This window comes from Terrimonas sp., from assembly GCF_003075435.1.
Taxonomy (GTDB): Bacteria; Bacteroidota; Bacteroidia; order Chitinophagales; family Chitinophagaceae; genus Agriterribacter.
In genome coordinates this window covers 81,822-108,244 of record NZ_QCZJ01000001.1, presented here as the reverse complement: position 1 = coordinate 108,244, position 26,423 = coordinate 81,822, and the positions used below count along the sequence as shown (strand labels likewise).

At 39.4% G+C, this 26,423-nt stretch carries 24 protein-coding genes and 1 riboswitch; of the genes, 2 read left to right on the top strand and 22 right to left on the bottom strand.

Going from position 1 to position 26,423, the window contains the following annotated elements:
• Positions 1 to 150: 150 nt before the first annotated feature.
• The 19 genes from DC498_RS00440 to DC498_RS00345 form a co-directional block, all read right to left on the bottom strand.
• Complete coding sequence (locus DC498_RS00440; RefSeq protein WP_116872154.1) at positions 151 to 2,550, bottom strand: ABC transporter permease; 2,400 nt, start codon at positions 2,548 to 2,550, stop codon at positions 151 to 153.
• A gap of 268 nt (positions 2,551 to 2,818) precedes the next feature.
• Positions 2,819 to 3,046: a hypothetical protein gene (locus tag DC498_RS00430; RefSeq protein WP_116872152.1), complete on the bottom strand. Its 228-nt coding sequence runs from the start codon at positions 3,044 to 3,046 to the stop codon at positions 2,819 to 2,821.
• 364 nt (positions 3,047 to 3,410) lie between these two features.
• Entirely contained in the window at positions 3,411 to 4,412 is a 1,002-nt protein-coding gene (locus tag DC498_RS00425) for an MlaD family protein (RefSeq protein ID WP_116872151.1), read from the bottom strand.
• Complete coding sequence (locus DC498_RS00420) at positions 4,412 to 5,191, bottom strand: ABC transporter ATP-binding protein (RefSeq protein ID WP_116872150.1); 780 nt, start codon at positions 5,189 to 5,191, stop codon at positions 4,412 to 4,414. The genes DC498_RS00425 and DC498_RS00420 overlap by 1 nt, the downstream gene beginning before the upstream one ends.
• Before the next feature lie 6 nt (positions 5,192 to 5,197).
• Positions 5,198 to 5,980: an MlaE family ABC transporter permease gene (locus tag DC498_RS00415; protein WP_116872149.1), complete on the bottom strand. Its 783-nt coding sequence runs from the start codon at positions 5,978 to 5,980 to the stop codon at positions 5,198 to 5,200.
• Positions 5,981 to 6,555: 575 nt separating this feature from the next.
• Entirely contained in the window at positions 6,556 to 6,930 is a 375-nt protein-coding gene (locus DC498_RS00410) for a hypothetical protein (protein WP_116872148.1), read from the bottom strand.
• A complete protein-coding gene (locus DC498_RS00405) occupies positions 6,927 to 7,274 on the bottom strand; it encodes a phage holin family protein (protein WP_116872147.1) in 348 nt (115 codons plus the stop codon). The genes DC498_RS00410 and DC498_RS00405 overlap by 4 nt, the downstream gene beginning before the upstream one ends.
• A gap of 40 nt (positions 7,275 to 7,314) precedes the next feature.
• On the bottom strand, positions 7,315 to 7,584 hold the full coding sequence (locus tag DC498_RS00400) for a YtxH domain-containing protein (RefSeq protein WP_116872146.1): 270 nt from the start codon (positions 7,582 to 7,584) through the stop codon (positions 7,315 to 7,317).
• A gap of 561 nt (positions 7,585 to 8,145) precedes the next feature.
• Positions 8,146 to 10,821, bottom strand: a complete 2,676-nt coding sequence (locus DC498_RS00395) for a c-type cytochrome (RefSeq protein WP_116872145.1) — start codon at positions 10,819 to 10,821, stop codon at positions 8,146 to 8,148.
• A gap of 433 nt (positions 10,822 to 11,254) precedes the next feature.
• Positions 11,255 to 13,012, bottom strand: coding sequence for a DUF4838 domain-containing protein (locus tag DC498_RS00390; RefSeq protein ID WP_165813702.1), 1,758 nt, complete (start codon positions 13,010 to 13,012; stop codon positions 11,255 to 11,257).
• Positions 13,013 to 13,192: 180 nt separating this feature from the next.
• A complete protein-coding gene (locus DC498_RS00385) occupies positions 13,193 to 13,759 on the bottom strand; it encodes an NADPH-dependent FMN reductase (RefSeq protein WP_116872143.1) in 567 nt (188 codons plus the stop codon).
• 3 nt (positions 13,760 to 13,762) lie between these two features.
• Entirely contained in the window at positions 13,763 to 14,068 is a 306-nt protein-coding gene (locus DC498_RS00380; protein ID WP_116872142.1) for a GNAT family N-acetyltransferase, read from the bottom strand.
• A 3-nt stretch (positions 14,069 to 14,071) separates the two neighbouring features.
• Entirely contained in the window at positions 14,072 to 14,926 is an 855-nt protein-coding gene (locus DC498_RS00375) for a pirin family protein (RefSeq protein ID WP_116872141.1), read from the bottom strand.
• A gap of 100 nt (positions 14,927 to 15,026) precedes the next feature.
• Positions 15,027 to 15,896 carry a pirin family protein gene (locus tag DC498_RS00370; protein ID WP_116872140.1) on the bottom strand — a complete coding sequence of 290 codons (870 nt, stop codon included), beginning with the start codon at positions 15,894 to 15,896 and terminating at the stop codon, positions 15,027 to 15,029.
• Between the two features lie 57 nt (positions 15,897 to 15,953).
• On the bottom strand, positions 15,954 to 16,316 hold the full coding sequence (locus DC498_RS00365; RefSeq protein ID WP_133176720.1) for a hypothetical protein: 363 nt from the start codon (positions 16,314 to 16,316) through the stop codon (positions 15,954 to 15,956).
• A gap of 98 nt (positions 16,317 to 16,414) precedes the next feature.
• Positions 16,415 to 16,960 carry a Crp/Fnr family transcriptional regulator gene (locus DC498_RS00360; protein WP_240627798.1) on the bottom strand — a complete coding sequence of 182 codons (546 nt, stop codon included), beginning with the start codon at positions 16,958 to 16,960 and terminating at the stop codon, positions 16,415 to 16,417.
• Between the two features lie 247 nt (positions 16,961 to 17,207).
• A complete protein-coding gene (locus DC498_RS00355; RefSeq protein ID WP_116872137.1) occupies positions 17,208 to 17,447 on the bottom strand; it encodes a hypothetical protein in 240 nt (79 codons plus the stop codon).
• 2 nt (positions 17,448 to 17,449) lie between these two features.
• Complete coding sequence (locus DC498_RS00350; protein WP_116872136.1) at positions 17,450 to 19,138, bottom strand: SulP family inorganic anion transporter; 1,689 nt, start codon at positions 19,136 to 19,138, stop codon at positions 17,450 to 17,452.
• 142 nt (positions 19,139 to 19,280) lie between these two features.
• Positions 19,281 to 19,886 carry a methyltransferase domain-containing protein gene (locus tag DC498_RS00345; RefSeq protein WP_116872135.1) on the bottom strand — a complete coding sequence of 202 codons (606 nt, stop codon included), beginning with the start codon at positions 19,884 to 19,886 and terminating at the stop codon, positions 19,281 to 19,283.
• A 121-nt stretch (positions 19,887 to 20,007) separates the two neighbouring features.
• Here DC498_RS00345 and DC498_RS00340 point away from each other — a divergent pair, with 121 nt between their 5' ends.
• On the top strand, positions 20,008 to 20,715 hold the full coding sequence (locus DC498_RS00340; RefSeq protein ID WP_116872134.1) for a Crp/Fnr family transcriptional regulator: 708 nt from the start codon (positions 20,008 to 20,010) through the stop codon (positions 20,713 to 20,715).
• A gap of 339 nt (positions 20,716 to 21,054) precedes the next feature.
• Here DC498_RS00340 and DC498_RS00330 read toward each other — a convergent pair whose 3' ends face one another.
• From DC498_RS00330 to DC498_RS00320, 3 genes are all read right to left on the bottom strand, one after another.
• Positions 21,055 to 22,311 carry a homoserine dehydrogenase gene (locus tag DC498_RS00330; protein ID WP_116872132.1) on the bottom strand — a complete coding sequence of 419 codons (1,257 nt, stop codon included), beginning with the start codon at positions 22,309 to 22,311 and terminating at the stop codon, positions 21,055 to 21,057.
• Between the two features lie 4 nt (positions 22,312 to 22,315).
• Positions 22,316 to 23,383, bottom strand: coding sequence for a homoserine O-acetyltransferase family protein (locus DC498_RS00325; protein ID WP_116872131.1), 1,068 nt, complete (start codon positions 23,381 to 23,383; stop codon positions 22,316 to 22,318).
• A 101-nt stretch (positions 23,384 to 23,484) separates the two neighbouring features.
• On the bottom strand, positions 23,485 to 24,792 hold the full coding sequence (locus DC498_RS00320; RefSeq protein ID WP_116872130.1) for an O-acetylhomoserine aminocarboxypropyltransferase/cysteine synthase family protein: 1,308 nt from the start codon (positions 24,790 to 24,792) through the stop codon (positions 23,485 to 23,487).
• 507 nt (positions 24,793 to 25,299) lie between these two features.
• A riboswitch (SAM riboswitch) is annotated at positions 25,300 to 25,419 on the bottom strand.
• A gap of 253 nt (positions 25,420 to 25,672) precedes the next feature.
• On the opposite strand from DC498_RS00320, the gene DC498_RS00315 reads away from it, so the two are divergent.
• Positions 25,673 to 26,404: a phosphoadenylyl-sulfate reductase gene (locus DC498_RS00315; protein WP_116872129.1), complete on the top strand. Its 732-nt coding sequence runs from the start codon at positions 25,673 to 25,675 to the stop codon at positions 26,402 to 26,404.
• Positions 26,405 to 26,423: the final 19 nt, after the last annotated feature.

Sequence of the window (26,423 nt, the reverse complement as noted above, 5' to 3'; positions counted from 1 at the left end):
TATCTACCACAGCAGCCACAAAATATATCCAGGCAAAGCGTTCAAATATTCGCTCTCATTTTCGTATTCACAACCGCCCGCTCTCTACATTTTATCAACCTGTTTTGAACCAGGCACCCCACGGAGTGGAGAGGGGTAGGGGGTGAGGAATTACTCCGACCGTAACGCCTTCACCGGGCTAGCAATCGCTGCCTGTATAGCACGGATACAAACAGTGCATAAAGCAATAATAACAGCTATAGCGCCTGCTGATATCAATACCCATCCCTGTACATGTATGCGATAGGGAAAATCCTGCAGCCATTTATGCATTGCCCACCATGCCACCGGTATAGCTATTATTATAGCTATACCTATCAGTTTTAAAAAATCTGAGGATAACATCGCGACAATTCCCGGAATAGTAGCGCCCAGCACTTTGCGAATACCTATTTCCTTGGTACGTTGGGCAGCGGTAAATGTTACAAGCCCGAATAATCCAAGGCAGGCGATAGCAACAGCCAGAATAGCGAAGATCAGAGCGATTTCGCCTTGTTTTTCTTCCGCCTTATATTGCTTTGCAAAATTCTGATCAAGAAAATGATAGGTGGCCTGGTTGGTTTTATCAAAGCGGTTATACACAGCCGTTATATATGCCAGGCCTTCTGCTGTATTACCTTTGGCAATCTTTACATATAAATTATCTTCTGTTTGTGGGGCAGGCGGCATAACCATTACAAGCGGCTCAATGGTATGTTGTAATGAATAAGTATGGAAATCTTTGATTACACCCACTATTGTTCTCTCAATAGTTGTTCCATCACTATCAATAGAAAACTGCAATCTCTTGCCGGTTGCATCTTTCCATCCTAATTTTTTCATCAGGGTTTCATTGATCAGCGCCGATCCATATTTATCTGATGGATTTGCTGCAGAAAAATTCCTTCCCTGTAAAAGTTTAACATCCATAGTCGGGATAAAATCAGCATCAATCATTAATTCCTGGGCAAGTGTTGTTGCTGTTGAAAATCCTCCACCTTCTTTTTCAAACCGGTAACCCATGCCGCCAAGGTCATTATTGCCAATAGGATTACCAGCGGCGGCAGCACCCTCTATCACCGGGTTCTGAAGTAATTGATTTTTTATAGCAGCAATTTGTGTACGTACATTCCTGTCGTCAATATGAAAAGTCAATACCTGGTCTTTATTAAAACCAAGATTAGTTGTTTTTACATAACTTAATTGCTGGTAAATAATAATGGACGCAGCTATCATTATTACTGTTATAACAAATTGTAATACTACCAACGACTTCCTGAACAAAACATTCCCCGACATATTTCCCATCTGTCCTTTTAATGCTGGAATTGTTTTAAAACGGGAAAGAAGAAAGGAAGGATATATACCGCTTATCGTACCTGTTAATATTGAAAAACCAATAAGACTGATAACTGTAACATATATTCCAAAATGGTTTACAGATAAATTTTTTTCGGTGAGATTATTGAAAAACGGCAGTAAAAGTTGCACAAGCAGCGCGGCAATAACAGCAGATATGCATGTAATCAGAATCGCCTCAGCCATAAACATTCCTGCTATATGCTTCTTTTCTGAACCTATAACTTTACGAACGCCAATTTCCTTTAGCCGCGTGGAAGACCGTGCTGTAGAAAGGTTCATATAATTGATGATGGCGATGAGCAATATGAGCGCGGCGATAGCCATAAATATATATACCCGTTTGATATTGCCATTTGAACTAAGCTCAAACTCAAGGTCAGAATGCAGGTGGATAGAAGTAAGTGGTTGCAATTCCATCTTGTAATCATCCACCTTCATTATTTTCTGTATGGTTTCTTTTGCAAATGCCGGAAGTTTTGATTGCAGTAATTTGTAATCAGCTTCTTTTTTCAACAGCAGGTAAGTATATATGCTGAAGTTTTGCCAGTTGTCAGCGCCATAATCAGCAGGCATTGCGCGAACTGCACTAAACCGCAGATGCGAATTTCCAGGTATATCTTTTATTATACCGGTAACAACAGCGGGAAATTTTCCATCGAAAATGATGGTTTGATTATAACCTTTTTCCGCAGTGCCAAAAATTTTGTTTGCAAGGCTTTCTGTAATTACAATTGATTCGGGTGAGCTTAACCCTGTAGCAGCGCTGCCATATAAAAAATGGTATGTAAATATTTTCAGTAAGGATTTGTCTGCAAAAAAGATATCCTCCTGTTTAATCTTCTTTTCATTATATGTAATAATGCCTCCTCCTTCAAGATCTATTCTTGCTGCATCTTCAATTTCCGGGAACCTGCTTTTAAGCGCAGCAGCAAAGGGGGGAGAAGTATTTGCCTGCTTAATTTCGTTATTGTTCCATCTTGCCTGTTGTGTAACGCGCACAATCCTTTCGGCATTTACATTAAACCTGTCATAGCTCCACTCATCACCAATATACAACGTGATCAGCCAGAAAGCAGCAAGCCCCATCGCTAACCCGGTGATATTTATAATTGAATAAATTTTATGGCGTGTTATATTCCGCCAGGCGGTTTTAATATAGTTTCTGAGCATGTTGGAGGTGCAAATTTTTATTTGCTGTAAAAAGAGCCCAATGCGTATGCCAATATACAATCATCTGATTTGTAGTAATTTAAAAGAAAAAGCAGGGGTGCAACTGTCCGTTATCGAACATATGATGTGCGCAGGAGAACACAATTGTGCAGATAGCGGAAGTTATAATTTGCCAGGTAAGCTATGTTAGGGATAGATTATTCTGGTATAAAAGAAAATTTGCTTCTGAAAGCATCAGGCATAATTCTTCTATGTAATAGCTGTTGAGTTACTGCGGCTGAGTATAGGTGGATAATAATTCCTTGTCTTCAATGCATCTGAATTTATGCATAAAATTATAACTGATATACCTTGTTTCTTCAACATACATCTCATCCAGCCTGTAAAGAATGTATTTAAAGAATTCACTTTGTTTTTCACCAATGTATACGGCTTTTTCCCAGATAAGCTCCATCTGTTGCAATTCGTTCAGAAGTATAAAATGTGTAGGGTTCATATTTGTTAAAATACATAAAATTCCCGTTCACAGATTAACTTTTTATTCACATCTGCACATTTTTTTATTTAATGACAGGTTGGGAGAAATATGGAAGTAGTTTATTATGATAAGGGCTGTATTGAGGTGTAAAATTTAGAAAAGCGGCGATATCTCATTTTCTTTTTTTATTGTTTGTATAAAAAAGCCCGGATTGAAAAATCCAGGCGACCTACCTTATCCTGTGAAATTAAAAATGTTTATATTGAATACTGTTATAATATAGTAATAACGTTTGCTAAAAGTAGAAATACTTTGCATTACACTCTCTCACCCAAATGAGTGATTTTACCGGAATTTCGGTAAAAATTAATCCAGATCTGTGTTATTGATTAGCTGAAATACTATCTGCTGCAGCCTTTGCTTCATTTTTGGCTTTTTTTCTGAAGAAACCGCGTAATAGAAAGTTATGCTGCAATGCTTCAAGATCTTCATCCAGTTTTTTGCTGCCGCTGTTAAGGTTTTTAATGGTAGATTTTAAATTATCGGCAGTTTTTTTATCGCGAAGCAATACGCTTATTACATTACTGCTGTCGTTTAATGCGCGGGATGCGTCTTTAATATTATCACTTAAGGCAACAATAGCATCTGACGCCATATGAATCTGGCGGGAGGTTTCTCTTAAATTGGGAATAATAGTAGTATCACTGACAAGATCTGATGCAAGCGTACCTGGTGTTTGAAGCCTGGTGCTGTATGCTGCAATACTTTCCGTAAGTTTTTCGCTGTTGTTAGCCGCCCGTTTCAAAATTGCAATTACACTGTTCAACTCGTTATACATGGTGCGCTCATTCAATAATGCAGTTAATGTACCCTGCCCGTCTATCAATTGCTTGCTCACTGTTTTAATATTACGTGTAATATCAGCCAGGTTATCATTGCTTTCCTGCAATGTGGCAAACATTTCATCATTGCTGGTTGTCTTTTCCACCGCAAGATTTTCGTCTCCTTTTATTGCCGGTACTTTTTGTGTTCCGCCGTATATAACAATAATTTTATTGCCTATCAAACCATCTGTACTGATTTTTGCTTTTGCATCTGCACGAATAAATTCACGTGCTTTTTCTTCTATATGAAGTGTAACTTTTACCTGAGAACTATTATAGAATTCTATTTTCTTTACTATACCGATTTTTACCCCCGAGAACCAGATATTATTTCCCTGCTGTAAACCACTTACATCATCAAAAACAGCATATACGTTTACGGATTTTACAAAAGTTTTCTGTTGCCCGCCAAGCGTGAATATGCCTGCAATAAATATAGCCATGCCAATGGTCACAAATATTCCTGTAATAACCGCTTTCCTGTTTTTTTGCGCTTCCATTATTCTATAAAATTATATTCGTAAAAACTGTTTATTCTTTCATCTTTGGTAGAAAATACTTCTTCAAAGCTTCCTGTTTGTGCAAAACTTCCATCCAGTAAAACCGCTACCCTGTCTCCAGTAGCTTTAGCGCAGGTGAGATCGTGCGTAATAATGATGGAAGAAGTATTATATCTTTCCTGCACTTCATTAATAAGACTATTTATCTCAACACTTGTAACCGGGTCAAGCCCGGCGGTTGGTTCATCATATAACATAATAGACGGCCGCATAATAAGCGTTCGCGCTATGCCTATTCTCTTACGTTGCCCGCCTGATAATTCTGAAGGATACTGATTAACGGTTTGCTTTAACCCAACGGCATCCAGTGCCTCTTCTACATCTGTATTTATTTCCGCTCTTGTAAGATTTCTTGAGTTACGCAATAGTGGAAATTCAAGATTCTCTCTTACCGTCATACTGTCGTATAATGCGCTGTTCTGAAATGAAAAACCAATCTTCAGCCTTAATTGTAATAAGGCCTTATCATTAAGTTCTGCCACGTTCTGATCCAATACCATAACAGTACCGCTATCAGGTTTTAGTAATCCAACTATAATTTTTATTAATACTGATTTACCGGTTCCTGATCTTCCCAGTACTACAACATTCTCTCCGCGGTACACATCAAGATTTACTCCTTTCAATACAGTGTTTGTACCAAAGGATTTATACAGATCCCTGATCACAATATCAGCATGCTGCTGCTCTGTGTTATTATATCGCCTCTTTTTATGCATAATACATTACCTGAACCAGTTTGTAATTTGAACAGCTATGATCTCCTCAATAAAAACAACAAACATTGCAGTTACTACTGCAAAATTGGCAGCACGTCCAACACCCTGTGTACCCTGCGTTGCATTGTATCCCTGGTAGCATCCAATAATACCGATGCTGAATCCAAAAACAATGGTTTTTATCAGGGAAGAAAAAAAATCAAGAAAGGATATTTTTTCCAAAGCTTTTATAAAGAAAGCTGTAAAGCTTGTGTCTTCATTAACAAGAATATTCAGATACGCCCCTATCATGCTGATGAATGCCATATAAAACATTAATACCGGCAGCATAAAGCTTGTGGCCAACACGCGGCTTACTACAAGAAATTTAAAAGGATTTGTTGCCGAAACTTCCATCGCGTCAATTTGTTCTGTTACCCGCATAGAGCCTAATTCAGCGCCGATATTGGAGCCAACTTTTCCGGCAGCTATAAGCGCTGTAACCAGTGGCGCCAGGGCTCTGAATATAGCAATGGCAACAAGTGATGGTAGCCATGATGTTGCACCAAATTCTGCCAACGATGGGCGGGACTGTTTTGTAAACACTATTCCTACCACGAAGCTTGTTACAGATATCAGTGGCAAAGATTTCCAGCCTACCATATAACATTGGCGAACGATTTCTCTCCATTCATAAGGCGGTCCCAGTTCCCTGAAAAACCTCCCTATAAAATTCATAATTGCATATACACCGCTGAAAAAGCCATCAAGTTTTTTGGAAATTATGTACGTACGTTGGTTTGTCTTCATAAATGGTTACCTGCTTTAAGTCTAAAAGTGTTCCGTAAATTTTAAAACAGGTATTTATTAAAACAGGGAATTTTTTTTCCCATATTATAATGCAATATTAATATTTTGTGCTGGTAAGTCTGGTTGCTTTGCGGCTCAAATTGGCTAACGTTTTTACATAGTATTCATTTAACGGCTAAAGTTTAATTATAGGGAAGTGTCATAAATTTTAAGTCTTTTTAATTGAGTATAGTTACAGCCTGGTTTTATGGATGATTAATGGAAGCAAGCTCATTTGGTGAAGATAAATCAGGCAATCCCCCTTTTTTAGCGATGTATGCACATTATAAAACAATTACCTGCGCAAATCAAAAAGGAATAAAAGTTATGGACAAGATAAGCTCCTGATTATTTTTTAACTGCACTTACAAGCCTTACATGAATTTTCGGATGCTTAAGTGCTGCATGTAGCTATTATTCCGCTTAACAGCGCTTTAAAATATAGCTCGTTTAAGCAGGTTAAATAACAGCGGAAAAATTATTAGTATAAACAGCTTTCACTCTATGAAATCAGTTAAAATATTTTGAGTAATACGCTATGCTTTTTCTTTAGAAAATAAACTTGTTGTAAATCGTTTCAGCACATTTAATTTTTTTCCAAGTCCCATAAATTTACCTGCGCCAAATTGAAGTGCCGCGCCGGCGGCTTTTTTTGCTATACCACCTTTGCCCAGCATCATTCTTCCTCCAACAAAACCTAAACCCAGGTTAAGGACTGTAGAAAGCAGCGTTGATTTAAGTCCGGGTGTATCATTAAAATCAGAAAGGGTGTTTTTTAATATATTGCCCGGGGTAATTTTTTTGTAGGTAGCATGAAAACGCTCTTTCAGGTTATCTTCCATTAAATGTGTTTGCTCCTCAAGCAGTGCTATTCTTGCCCTGATATCTCCCGCTGTTTTTTTTTCGCTCATTTTAAAATCTTATTTATAATAACATTGTATAGAGGCGTTTGAATGATTTGTTTACGAAAGGCATAAACAATAATCCCCAGCAGAATATAAAAACCGGCGACAATAAAAAATCCATAATGCAGTTCTCCTAACCATTTGCCTATAAGCAAGGCCACAGCAATATTAAGTAAGGTTAATGCTATAATAGCTATAAAAACCAATATTAATTGTGTTGCAATGGACGCAGTTGCTTCAGTAGTTCTGTCAGCAACCTTCAATTTCCATAATTCTGCCTTTGCCTCTATGTATTTGCCTGTATCACCAAGCAGATCTTCTATGCTTTCGGAAATGGTTTCTTCTCTCATCTGTTCTTTTTAAGTTGTCGCCGGTTTAATTAATTTTAATTTAGCTTACAGAGTTTTTAACCTGGTTGAATTTAGCAGCACCAGTTTCTGCCAGATCTTCTGCGTCATGTTTCGCCTTGCGGTATTTATCTTTCACGGTGTCAACAAAATCATTGAAGGAATGCTTAAGGCTATCACCTGCATCACCTGCGCTTTTCTTTATTTTGTTACGCGTTTCAGAACCTTTGTCAGGAGCGAATAATATACCTGCGATTGCTCCAATAGCTGCTCCGGCTAATAAGCCCAATAACACTTTTGAATCTACTTTCATAATGATTGATTTTAATTGTCAATAGATTAGTTTATCAAATTTACTTTAATACTATATACATTATCCTGCCAAAAATCAGGTTGAATGAATAAGTGTTTGTTAATATAAATTACCCGGGCAGTTTATGCTTGGCCTTGAGAAATTAATTCCACGCTATGGGTAATATAGCCCGTATACTGCCTTTTTTCTATTTAAAATTACGCCTTTTATAGGAATGGCACTGTTTTTACATATAACATAGAAACGGGTAGTTTAGTTTAGGGGTTTTATATAGCAGACCGGGCCAAAAAAGCCCGGTCTGCCTTTTGATACTTACAAGGAAGGAATATTATTACCCGTTTTCTTAATTCCGCAGGGCAGAATCTCTCCAAAGGATATAATAGGGTTTGGGGATAGGGAAAGCAAGTGGATCGTTGTAATAGTTGCTACAGACAAATGTGTTTTATTTTTGAAAGAAAATTTGTATATGTTGAGCGGGTGTATTGCATTATTATAAAACGATAAGCTCAATAAAATAGCCGCCCCATATGGAGCGGCCCTTTCAAAAGTGGATATTGTATTTTATTTTTTTCCGGTATAGATTTCACTGTCTTTATTACCACCAGCCATCAGGTAAGCGATAAGATCTCTCAGTTCATCACTGTTTAACCGGTTAATCATACCGGGCAACATGGGAGAAACATCAGATACACGTGTACGTTCAACATCTTTCTTTGCAATGCTTCTTACTATTTGTGGGGCAAAAGGATTTTGTGAGATAGAATAATTCTCATTATCCTGGTTTACAATTCTACCTGTAACCGAACTGCCATCCTTAAGGAAAAATACAGTAGAACCATATTGATCAGAAATGGTTTTGTTGGGCTCAATAATAGCTTCCAGCATATCTTTTGGCGAAAAGCGTGTACCCAGTTGTGTTAGATCCGGACCTGCAACACCACCTTCACCTTTCATAGTATGACAGGAAATACATAGTGAAGCCGCAAACATTGCTTTACCATTTTCAAAGTTGCGGTTATTAATACCACTATCTATCACAGCTACGGCATCTTCCATTTTCCATCTTCTGCCCGGACCTTTCGGTTGAGGAGCATCATCTGCCATCTGAAAACCACTTCTGTTGGAAATTGAATCACCGGAAATAGTATTCAAATGTGCGAAATCAGCCTTGGGTGCATTGGCTAAAGCCGTTTTTCTGGTGTTGTTAATAAAGCCTCTGAAGCTGTGACCCCCTTTATAACTGAAGGCTGTATAGAACCATCCAAAATATTTATCTCTCAATTCCGGCGTCCAGCCATTTTTTGCCTGGCTTAATACAATTGCATAATAGGTTTGCTGGAATGGAGGAACTTTCGACAACATACCGGCAATATCCATTCCGTATTGCGGATTACGCATGATTAAGTCTGATGAGTTGGTCAATGTTTTTTGATCATCAGCATCATCTTTTGCAGTGGCCAGTAAACTCATTGTTTTATCTACTGCCTTAGGTGCATCAATATATACCAGTAGTTTGCTCAGGCTCCTGTTGAGATTATTGGTTTTAGCAGGATAATGCGCATCAAAATATGCTGCGATCCTTGCTGTCATTGCTGCATCTGGTTTTCCCATGCGCAGCAGCACTAATTCAAATGCACGCAATAAATCCAGTTGCTGAGATTCGGAAAGCGCCGCATAATCAATAGTGGTTAATGCTGCTATCAATTGATTCTTTACAGCAGGTTTGCCTTGTCTTGCCAGAGCGATAGCACCCTGGGTTAAAGCAACAGGGTCTTTTTCCTGCAAGACTTTTTCCTGCCATTCATTTACCGGTTGATGTTCTACCGCAATGCGTGCAGCAAACCTGATGAACTGGTCACTGCTTTTTAGTTGTGGCCATGCCACCGCAAGTGCATCAGCTTTAGGTGCACCATGGTAGGCTTCCAGCTGCCTGCGTATTTTTTGTTCTTCGCTTAAGGCAGGAGCGGTTAATGGGCTGTTGTCTTCTTTGTTATCTTTATAATATACCCTGTACAGGTCAGATTCAAGTCTGCGGCCTCCTGTCATAAAATACAAAGCGCCGTCAGGTCCTATTACGCCATCTGTTAAAGGCAACGGCGCACCGGAAATAAATTCTTCTCCTTTTGCTTTATATGATGAACCATCACGCTCCAGGTGAATAGCGTAAATGATACCAAAGCTCCAGTCGAAGGCAAAAATTGCTTTGCGGTATTTTTCAGGAAAACGGGCGTCAAGCCCTGAAACAACATTGGTAGGAGAACCCTGACCGATATTGAGAATTGCGGGCAGATTATCCGGAAAATAAGGAGCCCATTTATCAGTGCCCTGTCGCCAGCCAAATTCGCTGCCGTTTGTTACATGGCATATACGTGTTGGCCTGTACCAGGGAGTACCAAAATCCCATTCCATATCAGAATCATATGTAAACAAATCACCGTATTCGTTAAACGCTATATCATAGGGATTGCGGAACCCGGAGCTTATCAATTCCCATTTTGAACCGGTAGAGTCAACATGTGCAACCCATCCGCCGTGTGTATTTACCACATCATCGTGCCCGTTAGGGTCTTTTACCAGCGGGAATAAATTATCAATCTGCCAGTTAGAAGGGCCGGATCCGGCATAGTTATCCATTTGAGGAATTTTGGTGAAATTTCCTGCAACTACATAAAGCGATTGTTTGTCAGGAGACAAGATAATACTATGAGGTCCATGCTCACCTTCACCCTCTAAAGCTTTTAGTAAGGTTACTTTATCAAACTGATCATCGCCATCGGTATCCTGGAGGCGGTATAAACCACTTCCTTTGGAAAATTTATCATCACTGCGATGGTTGATCATTACATACAAACTATTAAATGCATACAATAAACCATGAGCATATCCCATGCTGACAGCAGCAGTATCTTTTGCAATAATTAGCTTTTCAACTTTGGGAGGAGTTGTATCACCTATCGGCGCCAGTTGCATGCGGTATAAAGTACCATACTGGTCAGATGCGATCAGCCTGCCTTTATCATCAAACGTCATAGCTACCCATGAGCCATCTCCGTTTTCAGAAGGTCCAAATAAATGCTCAGCATGAAACCCTGTAGGTAATTTCAGTTTGTCAATTTTGGGATTTGCATTTTGAGCACCATCTTTTTTTTCTGTTCCTGGGCCTTTGCATGAGAACATCACGAAAAGTGCCATTAAAGAAAGCAAAGACAGCTTCAGGGAATAATTGTTTACTTGCATAAGTGGAAAATTGATTTGCGTATAAATTTATTATTTATTGAAGTTGAATATGAATAAGCTGATTGCATTTTATTGGGTTGCATAAAAGGCCTGAGAAAAACATTGTTGCTAAATACCTTACATAACGAAAATATGCTTTGCTGAAATACACAATAGCAGAAGATGACCCAAACTGAAACAGGAATACAAGAATATACTTTTTTAATCATGGCAAGTCATTCAAGTCGATTATTGTGTGCAACAATTCTGTGGAACTGAATACAATTGCAACAGAGGCTGTAAGCTAAATATTACATTTAAAACAGGCGTCCTGCACTATCCTGTAAATGTAATGGTTTAATATAGATGTACCATTCCTCTTGTACAAACTTTACAATTGATAATTTATATAAATGAAATGCTTATGGGAATGCAGCGTTATTAACCGTATGTTTTATTTAGCTTCTTCTACAAATGTTTTGAACCGCTCAATGGTTTGTTCAGATTCAGCCAGGTGGGTAATGCCTTCCCGCTGAATAATATTCATTGCTTTATCATATGTGCCGTCACTTCGCGATCCTGCAGGATCTCTCCTGCATTTTAAATAATATACCGGTAAAGCGGTAAGTTCAACCCGTGATTTTATGGATTCATTGTCGGCAACCTTTATTGCTTCGTTAAAGATCTGTACAGATGTATTTACAAACTCATCAGTAAAAATTGCATCGGTAGGTCTTAGCCCAATTTTGATATGCTGTTGTGGCGTAATCAAACTTTGTGCAAGAGTAAAATATTGTTTTATTAACCTGCCGGAGTGCCCATAATAACCATACATAAAATCATCAATAACATCGCCGGTATTAGTATCGGGATTCCATAAAAGTTTTGCGATAAGATAGGCTTTTAATTCAGAAAATTCTCCGCCGCGACTTTGATATGCTGCCTGCTCCATAATGCCGATACATTTGTTTTCTTTAAATGTTTTGATATTGGACTGCAGCACTGCAAAATTTGGATATGGCATAATGTAATGAGCAAAATTTACTACATAATCCCATATATACAGTTGAGGAGAGATGGTTGCCCATTTCTGCATATCATCTAAAAACGATGTATTTCTTTCGCATGATTTCAGATCATGTGCTACACAGGCTTCTATCGGGCATAACCTTACTACAACATTCTTACGTGGCTTTATGTTCAGCGGTGGTTTGCGGGTATATTGGTAAGCAAGCGTACCAATATACTTACCGGGATATTCCTTTTCTACCGCTTCGGCTACCTGGTTTACAAACCATATCATCAGGCCTGATTCGGCTTCTTCTTTTTTTACGATAGCCTGGCATTTATCGCATTCGCAGGCATTGTAATAATCATTCTGCGATACATCATAGATCATGTATTCTGGATTCTGCCGTATTTTTTGTTTGATGCGCTCAGTTATTATGCGCAGCACGTTTTTATTGCTGAGGCATAATTGTGCCAATTGGTGATGATCGTTTTTAATTATTTCAAAAGTTCTTTTCCCATTGATCAGGCTGTAGTATTCAGGATGCCTGTCAAAAAACTCAGCAGGTGGCATCAACGGGTAGAAGGTATGCACAGCCCAAAAAGCTTCAACTCCTCCCGGCTGTTTCACATAATTCATTCTTCCGTTCATTTTATTTCTTGCCGCCCATATAGGGTCAAATGCTTCAAAATAAAAATCATTACGAACCTGTATACCGGGAGCGCTTTTGTAATTGTATTGCCCAAAAACAAGTTTTTCTTTTTTAGGAATAACAGTTACACGTGGCGTATACCAGCGGCAGCCGAATTCATTTTCCAGGAAGGAAAATACGCCATACATGGTGCCTCTTTGTTTTCCGCCGTATATAAAAATGTCCTTGCCTTTACTGAAATATTGAAATGATTCATCGTTTTCGGCAGGCATTTCGGTGCCTGTTGTTGAGATGATATCCTGGTAACCGATTACAATTTTTGGTCCGGCATAATCTGCATTTCTTTGCACAGGGAGATACTCTCCGCTTATTTCGTACAGCCAATGCTGCAGTTCTTCCGCAGCCCATGTTTCAGATTCAGAAGCGGTGGGGCTTAATATTATTCTGTAAGCGGCAGGTTCAGCATCTTTTTGAAAAGATGATTGATCTGCAAACAGGAGTTGGGTGCTGCAAAAGAGAAGGAAGATGAGTGTTGAAGAAATATATTTCATATACAAGTGCTTTAAGTACATGAAATATAGAGTGGATTATTGGTAATTAATACCGGGTGAAGTGTAAATTTTCCGGGAGTACCCAGCTATATATACATTAATAGGGTTCCGAACCTTCCAAAGGTTCGGAACCACTGTTAATTTTTCGACAATGAAACAAGTCATACACCAGGAAAATGCTTATTTATTTCTCATTGTCTTCAATGCGTTTGTCCATTTTATTAATTCAGCAATCATGGTATTTGCTGATTTATCAAGCGCTTCATCGCTTATGAATTTTTCATCCTCATTAATATGCTTTGTAAAGAAGGGGATAGCAACGCTTTCTGTAAGCGGCATCATTCTGAGGGTGGTTATTACCTGCTTCAGCATTTGTGCAGACCTGGTGCCGGCAGATAAGCCTCCGTAACTAATAATACCAACCGGTTTATATGCCCATTCTTCAAACAAATAATCCAGCGCATTTTTTAATGTGGCAGGAAAACCATAATTATATTCAGGTGTAACAAAAATGAAAGCATCTGTACTGTCAATGGTTTTACTCCATTGTATGGTATGCTCTTTAGTATATTTTCTTAACCTCGGGTGATGTGGCTCATCCAGGAATGGAAGATTTATCTCTTTCAGATCAAGGTGCTCAACCTGTACAGCGTCATATTGTTTCAATAATTCCAGTATCCAGTGCGATATAGCAGGGCCTTTTCGGGAAGGTCTTGTACTTGCAGTAATTACTTTCAGTTGTATCATCTTTTATTTTTTATAATCTTCGTGAATAAGGATATTCCATTCAGGGTGTTTCTTTAAATAAACCAGCACATACGGGCATAAAGGAATAATTTTTACATTATTTTCTTTAGCATAATTGAATGTTTTTTCAACAATAGCTGCGGCTACTCCTTTGCCTTCCAGTATTTGAGGTACTTCTGTATGCAGCAAAGCCAGTGCTCCGGGTAATTGCCTGTATTCAATAATAGATGTAGCACCGTCAACTACCATTTCAAAACGGTTTTCCCTGGTATTGTTGATGAGTGGCAAAGAAATGAATTGTTCGTTCATTGTTTAATAATTTAAAATTCCGAAAATTCCTTTTTTATAATCTTCTATTGCCTGGTTAACCTCTTCGGCGGTGTTCATCACAAAATTATCTTTAGCGGCAACAGGTTCATTAATAGGTTCTGCAGAAAGAAATAATAATCTTGCATCTTCCTTCGCGTGTACAATAACTTCTTCATTGTTTTTTTCAAAAACAATAAGGTTATGTGCTGCTATAGTTTCGTTATTAATACAAATGCTGCCGCTTATTATATATATCAGTGTCCAGTAACCGGGAGTAGCCGAAAACTGCACACGGTTACCTGCCTGTATTGTTCCGTTAATTAAAATAACAGGCGTAAAGCTTTTTAATGGCCCGGTATTGCCATCATATTCACCACTGATAAGATAGAATGAAGCCCCTTGCTGCACAAGCACCCGGGGCAATGAAGATTGCCTTGCGGATTGATATGCCGGCTCATCCCACTTATGACTGGCCGGCACATTGATCCACAATTGTATAAATTCCTGCACACCGCCTTCTTTCAGTATTTTATCTGTAGGCCCTTCGCTATGCAATAATCCCTTTCCGGCAAACATCCATTGCACATCGCCGGCATATACGGTTTCGTCATGCCCGGCATTATCCTTATGATAACCTTCTCCCTGCAACATTATAGTAACAGGTGCAAAGCCCCTATGCGGATGTGGATGTATACGTTGCTTAGCGCCTGGCGGAATTGTTCCCGGCAACTTGTGATGCAGTACAATAAATGGATTTGCAAACCTGAAATCCTTATGAGGCAAAGGCTGCAGCACTACTTCTTCTTTGGTTATGTTTTTTTCTCTACCCGCCAGTATATAGTCTATATTCTTTTGCATAGTGTATGTTTTTAAAAGCAGCGTAACGGTTGCAAGTTACAGGTTTCAGGTTGCAGGTCCATCGACAGCTGATAGCTGACTGTCGACACCCCAAAGCCCATCACACCAAGACCCCGAATTTCCCTGCCTGGTATTCATTAATGCTTTCTATAATCTCTTCCTGTGTATTCATTACAAAAGGTCCATAGCTTGCTATGGGTTCATTCAATGATTCTCCGCTCAATACTAATATTACTGCATCTCCTGTAGCTCTTATAATAACCTGCTCGCCTTCATTTTTAAATAATAAAAAGCTGTGTTCCGGAGCTGCTTCATCATTTACAACCGCGCTGCCGTTTACCATTAATAAAGCGGTATTGTATACTGCCGGTAAGTCAATCTTTACCTCTCCTTCTTTGTTCAGTTTTATATCATATACATTCAGCGGAGAGTAAGTAGTTGCAGCGCCTTTTGTTCCATTAAATACTCCTGCAATAACGTTAACTTCTCCTGCATTACCAGGCAATTGAACTTTAGCTATATTATCTTTTGTAAGCGATTGGTAATGCGGCTTTGTTAATTTATCTTTTTTAGGAAGATTTACCCACAACTGCACCATCTCAAATACCCCACCTTTTTTAGAAAAATTTTCTTCGTGGTATTCTTTGTGCAGGATACCCGAGCCTGCCGTCATCCATTGTACATCACCCGGGTTAATTACACCGCTGTTGCCGGCGCTATCATGGTGCGCAACACTGCCTTTGTAAGCAATGGTTACTGTTTCAAATCCCTTATGTGGATGTACATCCACGCCGCGTATATGATCTGACGCGCCAAAGTCGTAGGCCGCGTTAAAATCAAGCATCAGGAAAGGGCTCATTCTTTGCTGTGCTATACCTGCAGCCGGAATATAATTGTATACCCTGAAACCGTCACCAACCATTCCTGGCCTTAAGGGCTTTTTTATTATTGCTTCAATTTGCTTTTTCATATCGTTGATTTTAATAAAATGTTTTAAAATAATTCACTATTCACTGTTGCCCATTGCCTATTCTTCCACTCTTATATTAAACCTTGCATCAGTCAGCGCATCGTCAATAAATGAAAAATTGTTTTTCATTTTATGATATAATGTGTTTGTGATGATCGTCCTAATATCGGCACTGCTGTCAAATACTATAATATTCACATTTTCATCATGCAGGTTCAATATTTTCATCAGCTTGCGTTTACCTGTAGTATCAATGTCACCGCTTACAAAAACAATATCAATGCCATTTTGCTGAAATTTTTCTATAGCGTTTTCAATGCTGCCGGTAATATGCAATGCAACATCTTTTCTGTTCACTCCTTTCCCGATATTTTCTAATATTGAAGTGTTGAATGATACCAGCATAATGTTTGTTTTCATATCGCTCCTTTTTTTTAACACACAAAACTACTACGACAGAAAACCAAAGTAAATAATGTATGTTAAGCCGGATGCTTAATGTAGATTAAGAAAACAGGTTAAGCGGTTTTGTTTTTAAGCATTTTGCTTAAAAATTCGGGTGTAACACCAATATAGGAAGCCACATATTTTTGAGGTAATTGCTCAATAAGAGAAGGGTATTTTGAACAAAACGCATAATATCTTTCAGCAGCCGGCAGGCTTAGAGTTCCGATGAGTCTTTCCTGGTAATTGATAACGGAATTTTCAGCCAGTATTCTGAAAAAACGTTCTAACACAGGTATCTGTGTGTAAAGTTGGTCAAGATCTTCTCTTCGTATCCATAATATTTCGGTGTCTTCAATTGCATCAATGAACAATGTGGCGGGTTGCCGGGTTTTATAGCTCTTCATATCTCCGGCCCACCAGCCGGGTGGAGCAAATTGTATGATATGCTCTACGCCATTTCTATCCATAGAGTATACTTTCAGGAGGCCTTTGATTACAAAAGCGGTTCCCTTGCTTATGTCTCCTTCCTGCAACAAAAACTGTTTTTTCCTTAACTTTCTTAATGTAACTGCTTTGAGAAAATATTGCTCCTCGTCTGGCGACAAGGATATGTGCATAGCGATATGTTTGAGTAAAAGCTCGTGCATGGCAGTACGTAAAGATAATGGTGAAAGCGTAAATAATTAAAGATTTGAGATTTGAAATTTAATGGTAAGCGTGTTTTGATTTTATTGCCGGCATTAAAGGGGGGCTTGTAATTACTCATACGCTTACTTTCATAATAATCCCGCCTCAATTGTTTAATAAACACCAGGTCGTTTTGAGTGAGGAAGTCATCTCAATTTTTGAAATCCGTAAAAATTTCTACGCCATCATCTCTTTCTCGATTAACCCGCCTATTTCCTTGGTGGCGACAGTAGTTTCTCCGGAAACATATTTCCATTGGAGATCCATATCTGAGTCTAACTCAAAAGTTATCTGTTTTTGTTTGCCATCAGGAAATTCTAACGAAAATACGATCTGGTCGGACGAGCTTACTTTTAGTTTTTCTTCTTTATAATGGATGATAAATGCTTTTTTAGCTGAAGTTGTTTTTGATTCCATAATTATATTTTATCTGCAGGTGTGTTATCTGCTGCTTCCTGTAATAAATATTGTTGAGCCCGTTCCATTGCTAAAGTAAACGTTGGTAAAACATTCGCCTTGCCTATGGCAAACAGTAATCTTGATTTTTGTAATTCAGTCAATACCTGCCCTTCTGTTACTCCGGATAAAATCAGTTTTGTTTTCCTTTGTTTGGTTTGATGCAAAACATCTCTTAGTGTTTTTATACCTGTAGCATCAATCATCGGCACCTGCCGCATACGTATGATGAGAACTTTAGGAGGTGTTTCCAGTATCCGCATCGCTTCTTTAAATTTATAGGCGGCAGCAAAAAACATTGGTCCTGTAATTTCAAATACCTGTACATGTTTGGGTATGGTAAAGTTTTCAATATCCTCTTTACTTTTCACCTGCTCTCCATCATCAATGGCTTTTGTAAAAACATTCACCCCGCTGAACTGTACCATTTTTCGCATAAATAAAAAAGCTGCCAGCACCATTCCTATTTCAATGGCTACAGTTAAATCAATAAATACCGTTAGTAAAAATGTAACCAGTAATACAGCGGCATCACTTTTTGGACCTTTTAAGATTGAAACAAAGCTTTCCCACTCGCTCATATTATACGCTACAACCATCAATATACCGGCTAATGATGCTAAAGGTATCAATGCTACCCATTTGCCTACAAAAAGCATGATCACCAAAAGCGTTAATGCATGAATAATACCGGCAACAGGTGTACGTCCGCCATTTTTGATATTGGTGGCAGTTCTGGCAATAGCGCCTGTTGCAGGAATGCCTCCGAAAAGCGCTGAAAATATATTTGCTGTTCCCTGCCCAACCAGTTCCATGTTTGAGCGGTGATTTCCACCGATCATACCATCTGCAACTACAGCGGATAATAAGGATTCTATGCCTGCCAGTAAAGCAATGGTAAATGCCGGTTGTATCATCGCTTTTACAGTAGCAAAATCAAGGTGAGGTATTACCGGATTCGGCAGTGAAGAAGGGATGTCGCCGAATTTGCTGCCAATGGTTTCAACCGGCAGGTGAAACAATTGTACCGCAACAGTACTGAGTAAAATAGCAAACAACGAACCTGGAATAACTCTTGTAACTTTTGGTGAAAACAATATAATAATAACGGTTGCTGCTGCAATTATCACTGCATATATATTCAAGCTGCCAAAATGCATAAAATAGCTTTCCCATTTTTCAACAAACTCAGCGGGCACAGTACCCATCTGCAATCCAAAAAAATCTTTTATCTGCGATGAAAAAATAAGAAGCGCTATACCACTGGTAAAACCCACAATTAAAGGGTGTGGTATGAATTTAATAACGGAACCGAGCTTTGCAAATCCCATTATAATAAGCATTACGCCTGCAATAAGTGTAGCGATGATCAAACCATTAACGCCGTACTGCTGCACAATGCCAAATACAATTACGATGAATGCGCCGGTTGGTCCTCCAATTTGTACGCGGCTGCCTCCAAGCGCGGAAATAATAAAGCCGGCTATTACAGCCGTATATAATCCTTTTTCGGGTGTAACGCCACTTGCTATCGCAAACGCGATAGCAAGTGGCAACGCTACAATGCCCACAATGACCCCTGCCATCGCATCTTTCCGGAATTGACCGGCGGTATAACCTTTTAATGTATCAAGTAATTTGGGCTTAAGCATCGGAAAAAAATTCTACAATAAAAATCAGACGACAAATCGTTCGTTGGGCTTACCGACTTAAAGGAAGTATATATGAATACTTCCTTTGCCGGAATGTTACGCTTTCAAGAGGTCAGGGTTAGGTCATTAATCAACTTCGTAATTAAGGTTTTATCCAGAACTTTAATAAGCCATTCAAAGCACCGCCCACTTCACAAAAATCGCTGGGTATTTCATCTTCCATACTATGGTAAGTGCAAAGCCTTGTTCCACTAACGGTATCGGAAAGTTGCCTGCACAGGTAGCGGCTGTAATAATGGTATAGTTCTCCCGAGTAATCAATGCTGTCATCAATTTTGTCGGTGTCTACAAGGTTTTCATAAAACGAATTATAGAAATAGAAATGATCAAAATCTTTAAACGACAATTGTGTGAAATTACCGTGTATAAAATCTACATTATCAAGTCCGAGAATATTAGCGGCACTTTCTGCATACTGAATAAGGTTTTTCCGTTGCTCTACCCCGTAAAACATTGCATTGGGTTTAAAGTATGCAGCTCCCAGGCAAAACTTTCCAACTCCACTGCCTATATCCAGTACGCTTACATTGTCATCTGCTGCAAGAAAGCCGGCAGCCATTTTTGCAATGTTCAGCGGAGTCCAATGGCGGCGTGCAAGTGTTTGAATATATTCCGGATATAATCCATTAAACCTGGTGTCAGAGGTAAACCATATATCCGGTGATTCTTTTTTGTATGTATAAAGCATAAAAACAGCGGGAACCTGATGTTATATTACAATGTGCAAAGGTATCGGGGATATAAACGCAGAACAGTAAACTTTATCACTTTTGCTAAGGTTATATGCTTTAAACGGTATTTTTGTATGAATGAGTATTAAGGGCATATTTCCAATAGATAAATGGGATTTTAAGAGTGAATCCGTTCTTGCAAATTTGCCGGGACAGGAATATGGATTGCTTATCGCCAACAGAACTGAAAAGTTGTACAGGAAAGGAGAAGTTATTTTTAAAGAAGGTACATTTCCTGATGGTATTTTTTTTATCGTATCGGGCAAAGTAAAAAAGTATAAACTTGACCCGGAGGGAAAGGAATATATCATTTATGTTGCCAATACCGGTGAGTTGATAGGCTATCATGCTATTCTTGCAGAAGACCGTTACCCCGATTCTGCGGCTGCATTGGAAGAGAGTACGATTGCTTTTATACCGCGGCAAAATTTTTTGGAAGCGGTAAGGCAGTCTGAAATTCTTAATAAGCGATTGCTGAAAACACTGAGTCACGAATTTGCCGTGCTGGCAAACAGTCTTTCTTTATTTGCGCAAAAGTCGGTGAGGGAGCGATTGGCACTTCAGCTAATTGTAATGCGTGAAAAATACAAGGTGAATTTTAAGCCAGGAATGGCTGTGGAAATTAATATGAGCAGGGATGACCTGGCGAATCTTGTTGGTACAGCAAGGGAAAATGTGGTGCGGCTGTTATCTGAATTTAAAGAGAAGGGTATAGTTGAAACCAAAGGCAGAAAGATTATAGTGCAGGATGTAACCAGGCTGATTGAGATAGCGGATTATAAGTAGAGTGTATGCCAGGCACAAAAGGCTTTACAGATACAGAATGAAGAAAAACTGTTATTGGTTAAGTGTAGTGAGCCCGCAGAAAAGTCGCGAAGGCAAATTGTGCCGGTAGATGGGCGAAAGCGTATTTTAAAATTTTGAGCTACAGGGCAGGAAGAATATGGAGATGCAGGAAGATTTTTTGCTGATTTTGCTTCCCCATCTACCGGAAGTTAGCCTGTATGCACATCTTTATTATTCAGGCTGCATCCTTCACCCCAAACGCTCTTCACGGAGTGGGGAAGGCCAAAATTCCCGGCAATTTTGGAAAGCGGTAAGAGCGACAGGCTGCTTATTGGGTTATTAATCCAATATGCCGGCCAGCTCCAAACTTTTCTTTTTCAATTTTCTTATTTCTATATCTTCAATAATAGCGTCGGGTGCAAGAATGAGCGATACATTATTTTCCTTCCACCAGGTGTTTTCTTTCAGTTCTTTAAAACGCAGTACACCCACCAGGTACTTTCTTTCGCCGGCATGCCATTCTTCAATCCATTCAAATTTTTCGCGGGGAATATTTTTCAGATCATCAAAGCTTACATAAGTGCGAACGTAAAAATCGTCTGTAAGCTGAAGCGGCTTGTGATGATATAGCTTTTTATATTCGTAGCGGTAATCATAGCGTAATGCGGAAATATCACTCAATACTGCGGATGCGGTAGGAAAACTTCCTGCGCCTTTGCCATAAAAAAATTGTTTATCAGCAAAAGAGCTTTCAATTACTACTCCATTAAATTCATTCTTTACAAATGCCAGTGGGTCATCATGCGTTACAAACTGGGGTAATACAAAAGCCGCCACTTTCCCGTTGTTGAGCTTTTTTGCCTGGGCTACTAATTTTATTTCGTGACTTTTTTCTTTGGCAACAGCAGCATCACTCAGTTTTATGTTTTGAATACCATTGAAAACAATATTTTCCGGTTTTTCTACTATACCATAAGCATGTGTAAGGAGGAATGTCCATTTATTCAGCGCATCCCAGCCATCAACATCTAAAGAAGGATCTGCTTCCGCGAAGCCCAATTGCTGGGCAAGTATCAATGCCTGTTTAAAGTCAAGTTTATCTTCAAACATCTTGGTGAGAATAAAATTCGTTGATCCGTTAACGATAGCGCGGATGGAATGGAGCAGATCATTGTCGTAATATTCTTCAAGATTCCTGATAACGGGTATGGAAGCACAGGCGGCAGATTCACACAGGAATGGCTGGTTGTATTTTTTCTGCAGATCCAGTATATCGGGCAAATGCTCAGCGATCATTTTTTTACTGGCGCTCACTACTGCTTTGCCATTCTTCAAGGCTGTTGACACAATTTCAAATGCAGGCTCGGATTCATTGATTACTTCTACGATCACATTTATTTCCGGATCATTCAGCAGGCTGAAACGATCTGTGGTGAATAAGCTTTCCGGTGCATTTCTTTTTTTACCTGCATGTTTTATACAAACCTTCTTAATAGTAGCTTGCAATGATGGTGTTTGTTCAAGCACTTTATATAAACCTTCACCCACCACTCCAAAACCAAATAGCCCGATTGTTAATTGCTTATGTGCATCCATTATATTATCGATTTATAATTTTTAAATAACTCAAAACATCTTCACGGATAAAATGCCGCAATGCCTGTTCAATCTTTTCATATTCCAGCAAAAAACCATCATGTCCATACAGCGATTCTATCAATTGATATATAGCGCCAGGTATACCATCAGCAATCCTGACCTGTTCCTCCGGTGGAAAAAGCAAATCACTTGTTATTCCTATTACCAATGTTTTAGCGGTAATACGGCGTAATGCCTCTTCAACGGAGCCTCTGCCTCTGCCAAGATCATGCGCATCCATACCCTGCCCCAGGCGGTAATAGCTGAATGCATTGAAACGGTTAGCTAATTTTTCTCCCTGGTAACGCTGGTAACTTTCAGCGGCTTCGCCACCAAAATTATGTGATACCGGCCAGGCTGTTTTCTTGTCACGCGGTTGCGTAAGATTATAGGTGTTGTAATTCCTGTAACTTAACAATGCAACACTCCTGGCAGCTTTCATGCCATTAATGCCTGCTTCCTGTGTATTGGTTTGCCATGTGGCATCAGTTTCAATACACATGCGTTGCGATGCATTGAGTGCAATACCCCATGGTGAATGCTGCGCATTGGTAGCGAGCGCCACAATGTGATCAAATAATTGCGGCTCCTCAACTGCCCACTCTAGTAATTGTTGCCCGCCCATTGAACCTCCTATACCAATATCTATCTTTTCAATACCAAGAAAATCTTTTAAAGGTTTATAGGCTCTTACCATATCTCTGGTGGTAAACAGCGGAAAACTATGATACCATCTTTCGCCTGTTTGCGGATTAATTTCCAGCGGTCCAATGCTTCCGTAACAACTGCCCGGCATGTTCACACAAATAATAAAGTATTTAGCCGGATCAAAAAACCTGCCTTCGCCTACCAGCCCGGGCCACCAGTCAGCAGGATTACTGTTAGCGGTAAGCGCATGAAAAACCCATACTACATTATCCTTTCTGGCATTCAGCTTTCCTAACGTGGTATAAGCCAAATGATACCCGGGTAATACAGTGCCGTTCTCCAGCGTAAATGGTTGTTTATATTCAAAAATCTCTGTCGCCATGCATTATGCTTCGTTTAAGGATTTGGTGCTTTCAGGTTTGAGGTTTATAGTTTGAAGTTTATAGTTTGGACCATAAACTTCAAACCATAAACTATAAATCACTAACTTTTCACTTGCGCAAACGCCTGTTCAAAATCAGCTTTAATATCATCAATGTGTTCAATGCCTACGCTTATTCTTACAAGGTTTGGTTCAACACCTGCCGCTTTTTGCTCTGCTTCACTTAACTGCTCATGTGTTGTAGATGCAGGATGAATGGCAAGCGTTTTGGCGTCGCCTACATTAGCAAGATGACTTACCAGCTTGAGTGAATCAATGAACTTACGCCCTGCTTCTTTTCCTCCTTTAATGCCAAAATTCAGAACGCCACCGGCGCCTTTAGGAAGATATTTTTTTGCCAGTTTATAATATGGGCTGCTTTCTAAACCCGGGTACCATACAAATTCAACCTGCGGATGAGCTTCCAGCCATTGGGCTAAAGCCAATGTATTAGAAACATGCCTTTCCATTCTGAGAGACAGGGTTTCAACGCCCTGCAGGTTCAGGAATGAATTGAAAGGACTTTGGCAGGCGCCTAAATCCCGTAATCCTTCCACTCTTGCGCGGATAGCAAACGCGATATTGGGCAAGCCCAGCGGGTTACCTTCGCCAAATACCTGCCAGAAATTTAAGCCATGATATCCTTCGCTTGGCTCGCTGAATTGCGGGAACTTACCGTTACCCCAGTTATAGTTTCCGCCGTCTACAATAATGCCTCCAATAGAAGTACCGTGTCCGCCAATCCATTTTGTTGTAGCCTGTACAACAACATTAGCACCATGTTTAATGGGTTGCACCAGGTATCCGCCTGCACCAAAAGTGTTATCAACAATTAAAGGGAGATCGTGTTTTTTAGCTATTGCTGAAATTTTTTCAAAATCCGGTATGCTGAGCTTCGGGTTGCCTATAGATTCTACGTAGATAGCTTTGGTTTTGCTGTCAATATTTTTTTCAATACTGGCCACATCGTCTATATCTACAAATTTAACGTCAATGCCTAAACGCTTAAATGCTACTTTAAACTGGTTATAGGTACCACCATATAAATGGGTAGATGCTATAAAATTGTCGCCTGCCTGCAAAATATTATGAATTGCCAATAGCTGTGCTGCCTGTCCGGAAGAAGTTGCCAGCGCAGCTACGCCACCTTCCAGTGCCGCAATTCTTTTTTCAAATACGTCGGTGGTGGGGTTCATGATACGGGTGTAAATATTCCCGAATGCTTTTAGCCCGAATAAATTAGCAGCGTGTTCCGTATTATCAAAAGCGTAAGACGTGGTTTGATAAATTGGTACTGCTCTTGATTTGGTTGTTGGATCAATTTCTTGTCCGGCATGCAATTGCAAAGTTTCGAAGTGATAGTTGCTCATTGAGAAACAATTTTTAATAGTTGAATAATACGTGATAAAGTGGTTGATGCAAAAACTGGATTAAAGGCTCACCTTCAGGGTGCGCAGGAATAGATTATATGCCTTACGGCATACAACAACAATAACAGGCGCGTAAGAATGCGTTGTAATTAAATTTGTTATTGTTATTAATTGATACCATTGCCTGGTTCTTGGAAATAGCCTATAAATTTAATAGACTTACTATTAATTACCCAATTTTTATTTGTTAATTATTAGCTCACCTCATTATACGTATGGAAATCAGTTTAGTAGTTATAATGTTGTGTTCGCTTTGATGTAAACTGTTTTTTGCGTTCCGGTTTTGGCAGAACATTGTTAAACAATATGTTTTATCAAACACACCTATCAGAAACTTTGTTGTGCGGAGGAATTTAATATGCGGGCCGGGCATAAAAAAACTCTTCCAACAGGTCATCGGAAGAGCTTAATATATCATTGAAGTGGTATAATATCAGCTGGTCTTCTGACTTATCTGTCACGCCTCAGCGTGATGGAGTTGGCACCTTTCCCCATACCGCATTGTGCGGCACGGAACAGGTTGTCAAGGCTTCATTGGGCCAGTCCCTCAGCCTTTCTTGATAAGCGATTTTTAAAGAACTGGCGCAAAGGTAAATGCAAATCTTCTAAAAACTCAAAAAAATATTAGGACAAAGAGAAAAAATAAAATTATAGTCATTATCTTTGTCCACCAGTTTAGTAGGGTATAAAAATTCGCTTTGATGGGGAATTGAGCTTCCTGGTATCAGCTTTCAGCTATTAAAGCAAGCAAATACCTGGTGGCTGGTAGCTGAAGGCTAATAGCTTACAGCTAAGGAACTACCCATCAATTAAGTGTACTATGACTCAGACGGATCCACAAAGCGAAATTCAGCAGATTTCACAATTAGCACAAAGTGCTGACATTGCTCAGAATCTTCGTGATATAGCTGCGCAATATCCAGGCCAGGTGATTTTTTCTACCAGCTTCAGCTGGGAAGACCAGGCGATCTCTCATATTATATTCAGTGAAAATCTCGATATACAGGTTTTTACTTTAGACACCGGTCGTATGTTTCCGGAAACCTATTCTACCTGGAGCCGCACACTGGAAAAATACAATCATCCCATCACTGCGTATTATCCCGATGCGCTTTCCTTACAAAAATTTATTGCAGAAAAAGGGCCTAACAGTTTTTATGAATCTGTGGAAAACCGCAAACAATGTTGCCATATACGCAAGGTTGAACCTTTACAAAGAGCATTAAATGGAAAGAAGGTATGGATCACAGGGATACGCGCAGAGCATTCACCTAATCGGCATGATATGACGCAGGTAGAATGGGATGGCTCAAATAACGTGGTGAAGTATCACCCCATTTTGCATTGGACAACAGATGAAACGATTGCTTTCATCAATACAAATAATATTCCTTACAATCCTTTACATGATAAAGGTTTTGTAAGTATAGGCTGCGCTCCCTGCACAAGAGCCATTCGCCCCGGTGAAGATTTCAGAGCCGGCAGATGGTGGTGGGAAGATGCATCGAAGAAGGAATGCGGGTTGCATGTGCATGCAGAAGTTAAAAGTTAATTGTTTACAGTTTATAGTT

Bases quoted from the DNA above. Each gene is read 5' to 3' on its own strand.
- DC498_RS00390 (WP_165813702.1), bottom strand. From the start codon at position 13,012: ATGAAATATATTTCTTCAACACTCATCTTCCTTCTCTTTTGCAGCACC.
- DC498_RS00425 (WP_116872151.1), bottom strand. From the start codon at position 4,412: ATGGAAGCGCAAAAAAACAGGAAAGCGGTTATTACAGGAATATTTGTG.
- DC498_RS00320 (WP_116872130.1), bottom strand. From the start codon at position 24,792: ATGAGCAACTATCACTTCGAAACTTTGCAATTGCATGCCGGACAAGAA.
- DC498_RS00375 (WP_116872141.1), bottom strand. From the start codon at position 14,926: ATGCAAAAGAATATAGACTATATACTGGCGGGTAGAGAAAAAAACATA.
- DC498_RS00315 (WP_116872129.1), top strand. From the start codon at position 25,673: ATGACTCAGACGGATCCACAAAGCGAAATTCAGCAGATTTCACAATTA.
- DC498_RS00400 (WP_116872146.1), bottom strand. From the start codon at position 7,584: ATGAAAGTAGATTCAAAAGTGTTATTGGGCTTATTAGCCGGAGCAGCT.
- DC498_RS00370 (WP_116872140.1), bottom strand. From the start codon at position 15,896: ATGAAAAAGCAAATTGAAGCAATAATAAAAAAGCCCTTAAGGCCAGGA.
- DC498_RS00415 (WP_116872149.1), bottom strand. From the start codon at position 5,980: ATGAAGACAAACCAACGTACGTACATAATTTCCAAAAAACTTGATGGC.
- DC498_RS00360 (WP_240627798.1), bottom strand. From the start codon at position 16,960: ATGCACATATCCTTGTCGCCAGACGAGGAGCAATATTTTCTCAAAGCA.
- DC498_RS00420 (WP_116872150.1), bottom strand. From the start codon at position 5,191: ATGCATAAAAAGAGGCGATATAATAACACAGAGCAGCAGCATGCTGAT.
- DC498_RS00430 (WP_116872152.1), bottom strand. From the start codon at position 3,046: ATGAACCCTACACATTTTATACTTCTGAACGAATTGCAACAGATGGAG.
- DC498_RS00385 (WP_116872143.1), bottom strand. From the start codon at position 13,759: ATGATACAACTGAAAGTAATTACTGCAAGTACAAGACCTTCCCGAAAA.
- DC498_RS00440 (WP_116872154.1), bottom strand. From the start codon at position 2,550: ATGCTCAGAAACTATATTAAAACCGCCTGGCGGAATATAACACGCCAT.
- DC498_RS00365 (WP_133176720.1), bottom strand. From the start codon at position 16,316: ATGAAAACAAACATTATGCTGGTATCATTCAACACTTCAATATTAGAA.
- DC498_RS00350 (WP_116872136.1), bottom strand. From the start codon at position 19,138: ATGCTTAAGCCCAAATTACTTGATACATTAAAAGGTTATACCGCCGGT.
- DC498_RS00345 (WP_116872135.1), bottom strand. From the start codon at position 19,886: ATGCTTTATACATACAAAAAAGAATCACCGGATATATGGTTTACCTCT.
- DC498_RS00325 (WP_116872131.1), bottom strand. From the start codon at position 23,383: ATGGCGACAGAGATTTTTGAATATAAACAACCATTTACGCTGGAGAAC.
- DC498_RS00380 (WP_116872142.1), bottom strand. From the start codon at position 14,068: ATGAACGAACAATTCATTTCTTTGCCACTCATCAACAATACCAGGGAA.
- DC498_RS00340 (WP_116872134.1), top strand. From the start codon at position 20,008: ATGAGTATTAAGGGCATATTTCCAATAGATAAATGGGATTTTAAGAGT.
- DC498_RS00330 (WP_116872132.1), bottom strand. From the start codon at position 22,311: ATGGATGCACATAAGCAATTAACAATCGGGCTATTTGGTTTTGGAGTG.
- DC498_RS00395 (WP_116872145.1), bottom strand. From the start codon at position 10,821: ATGCAAGTAAACAATTATTCCCTGAAGCTGTCTTTGCTTTCTTTAATG.
- DC498_RS00410 (WP_116872148.1), bottom strand. From the start codon at position 6,930: ATGAGCGAAAAAAAAACAGCGGGAGATATCAGGGCAAGAATAGCACTG.
- DC498_RS00355 (WP_116872137.1), bottom strand. From the start codon at position 17,447: ATGGAATCAAAAACAACTTCAGCTAAAAAAGCATTTATCATCCATTAT.
- DC498_RS00405 (WP_116872147.1), bottom strand. From the start codon at position 7,274: ATGAGAGAAGAAACCATTTCCGAAAGCATAGAAGATCTGCTTGGTGAT.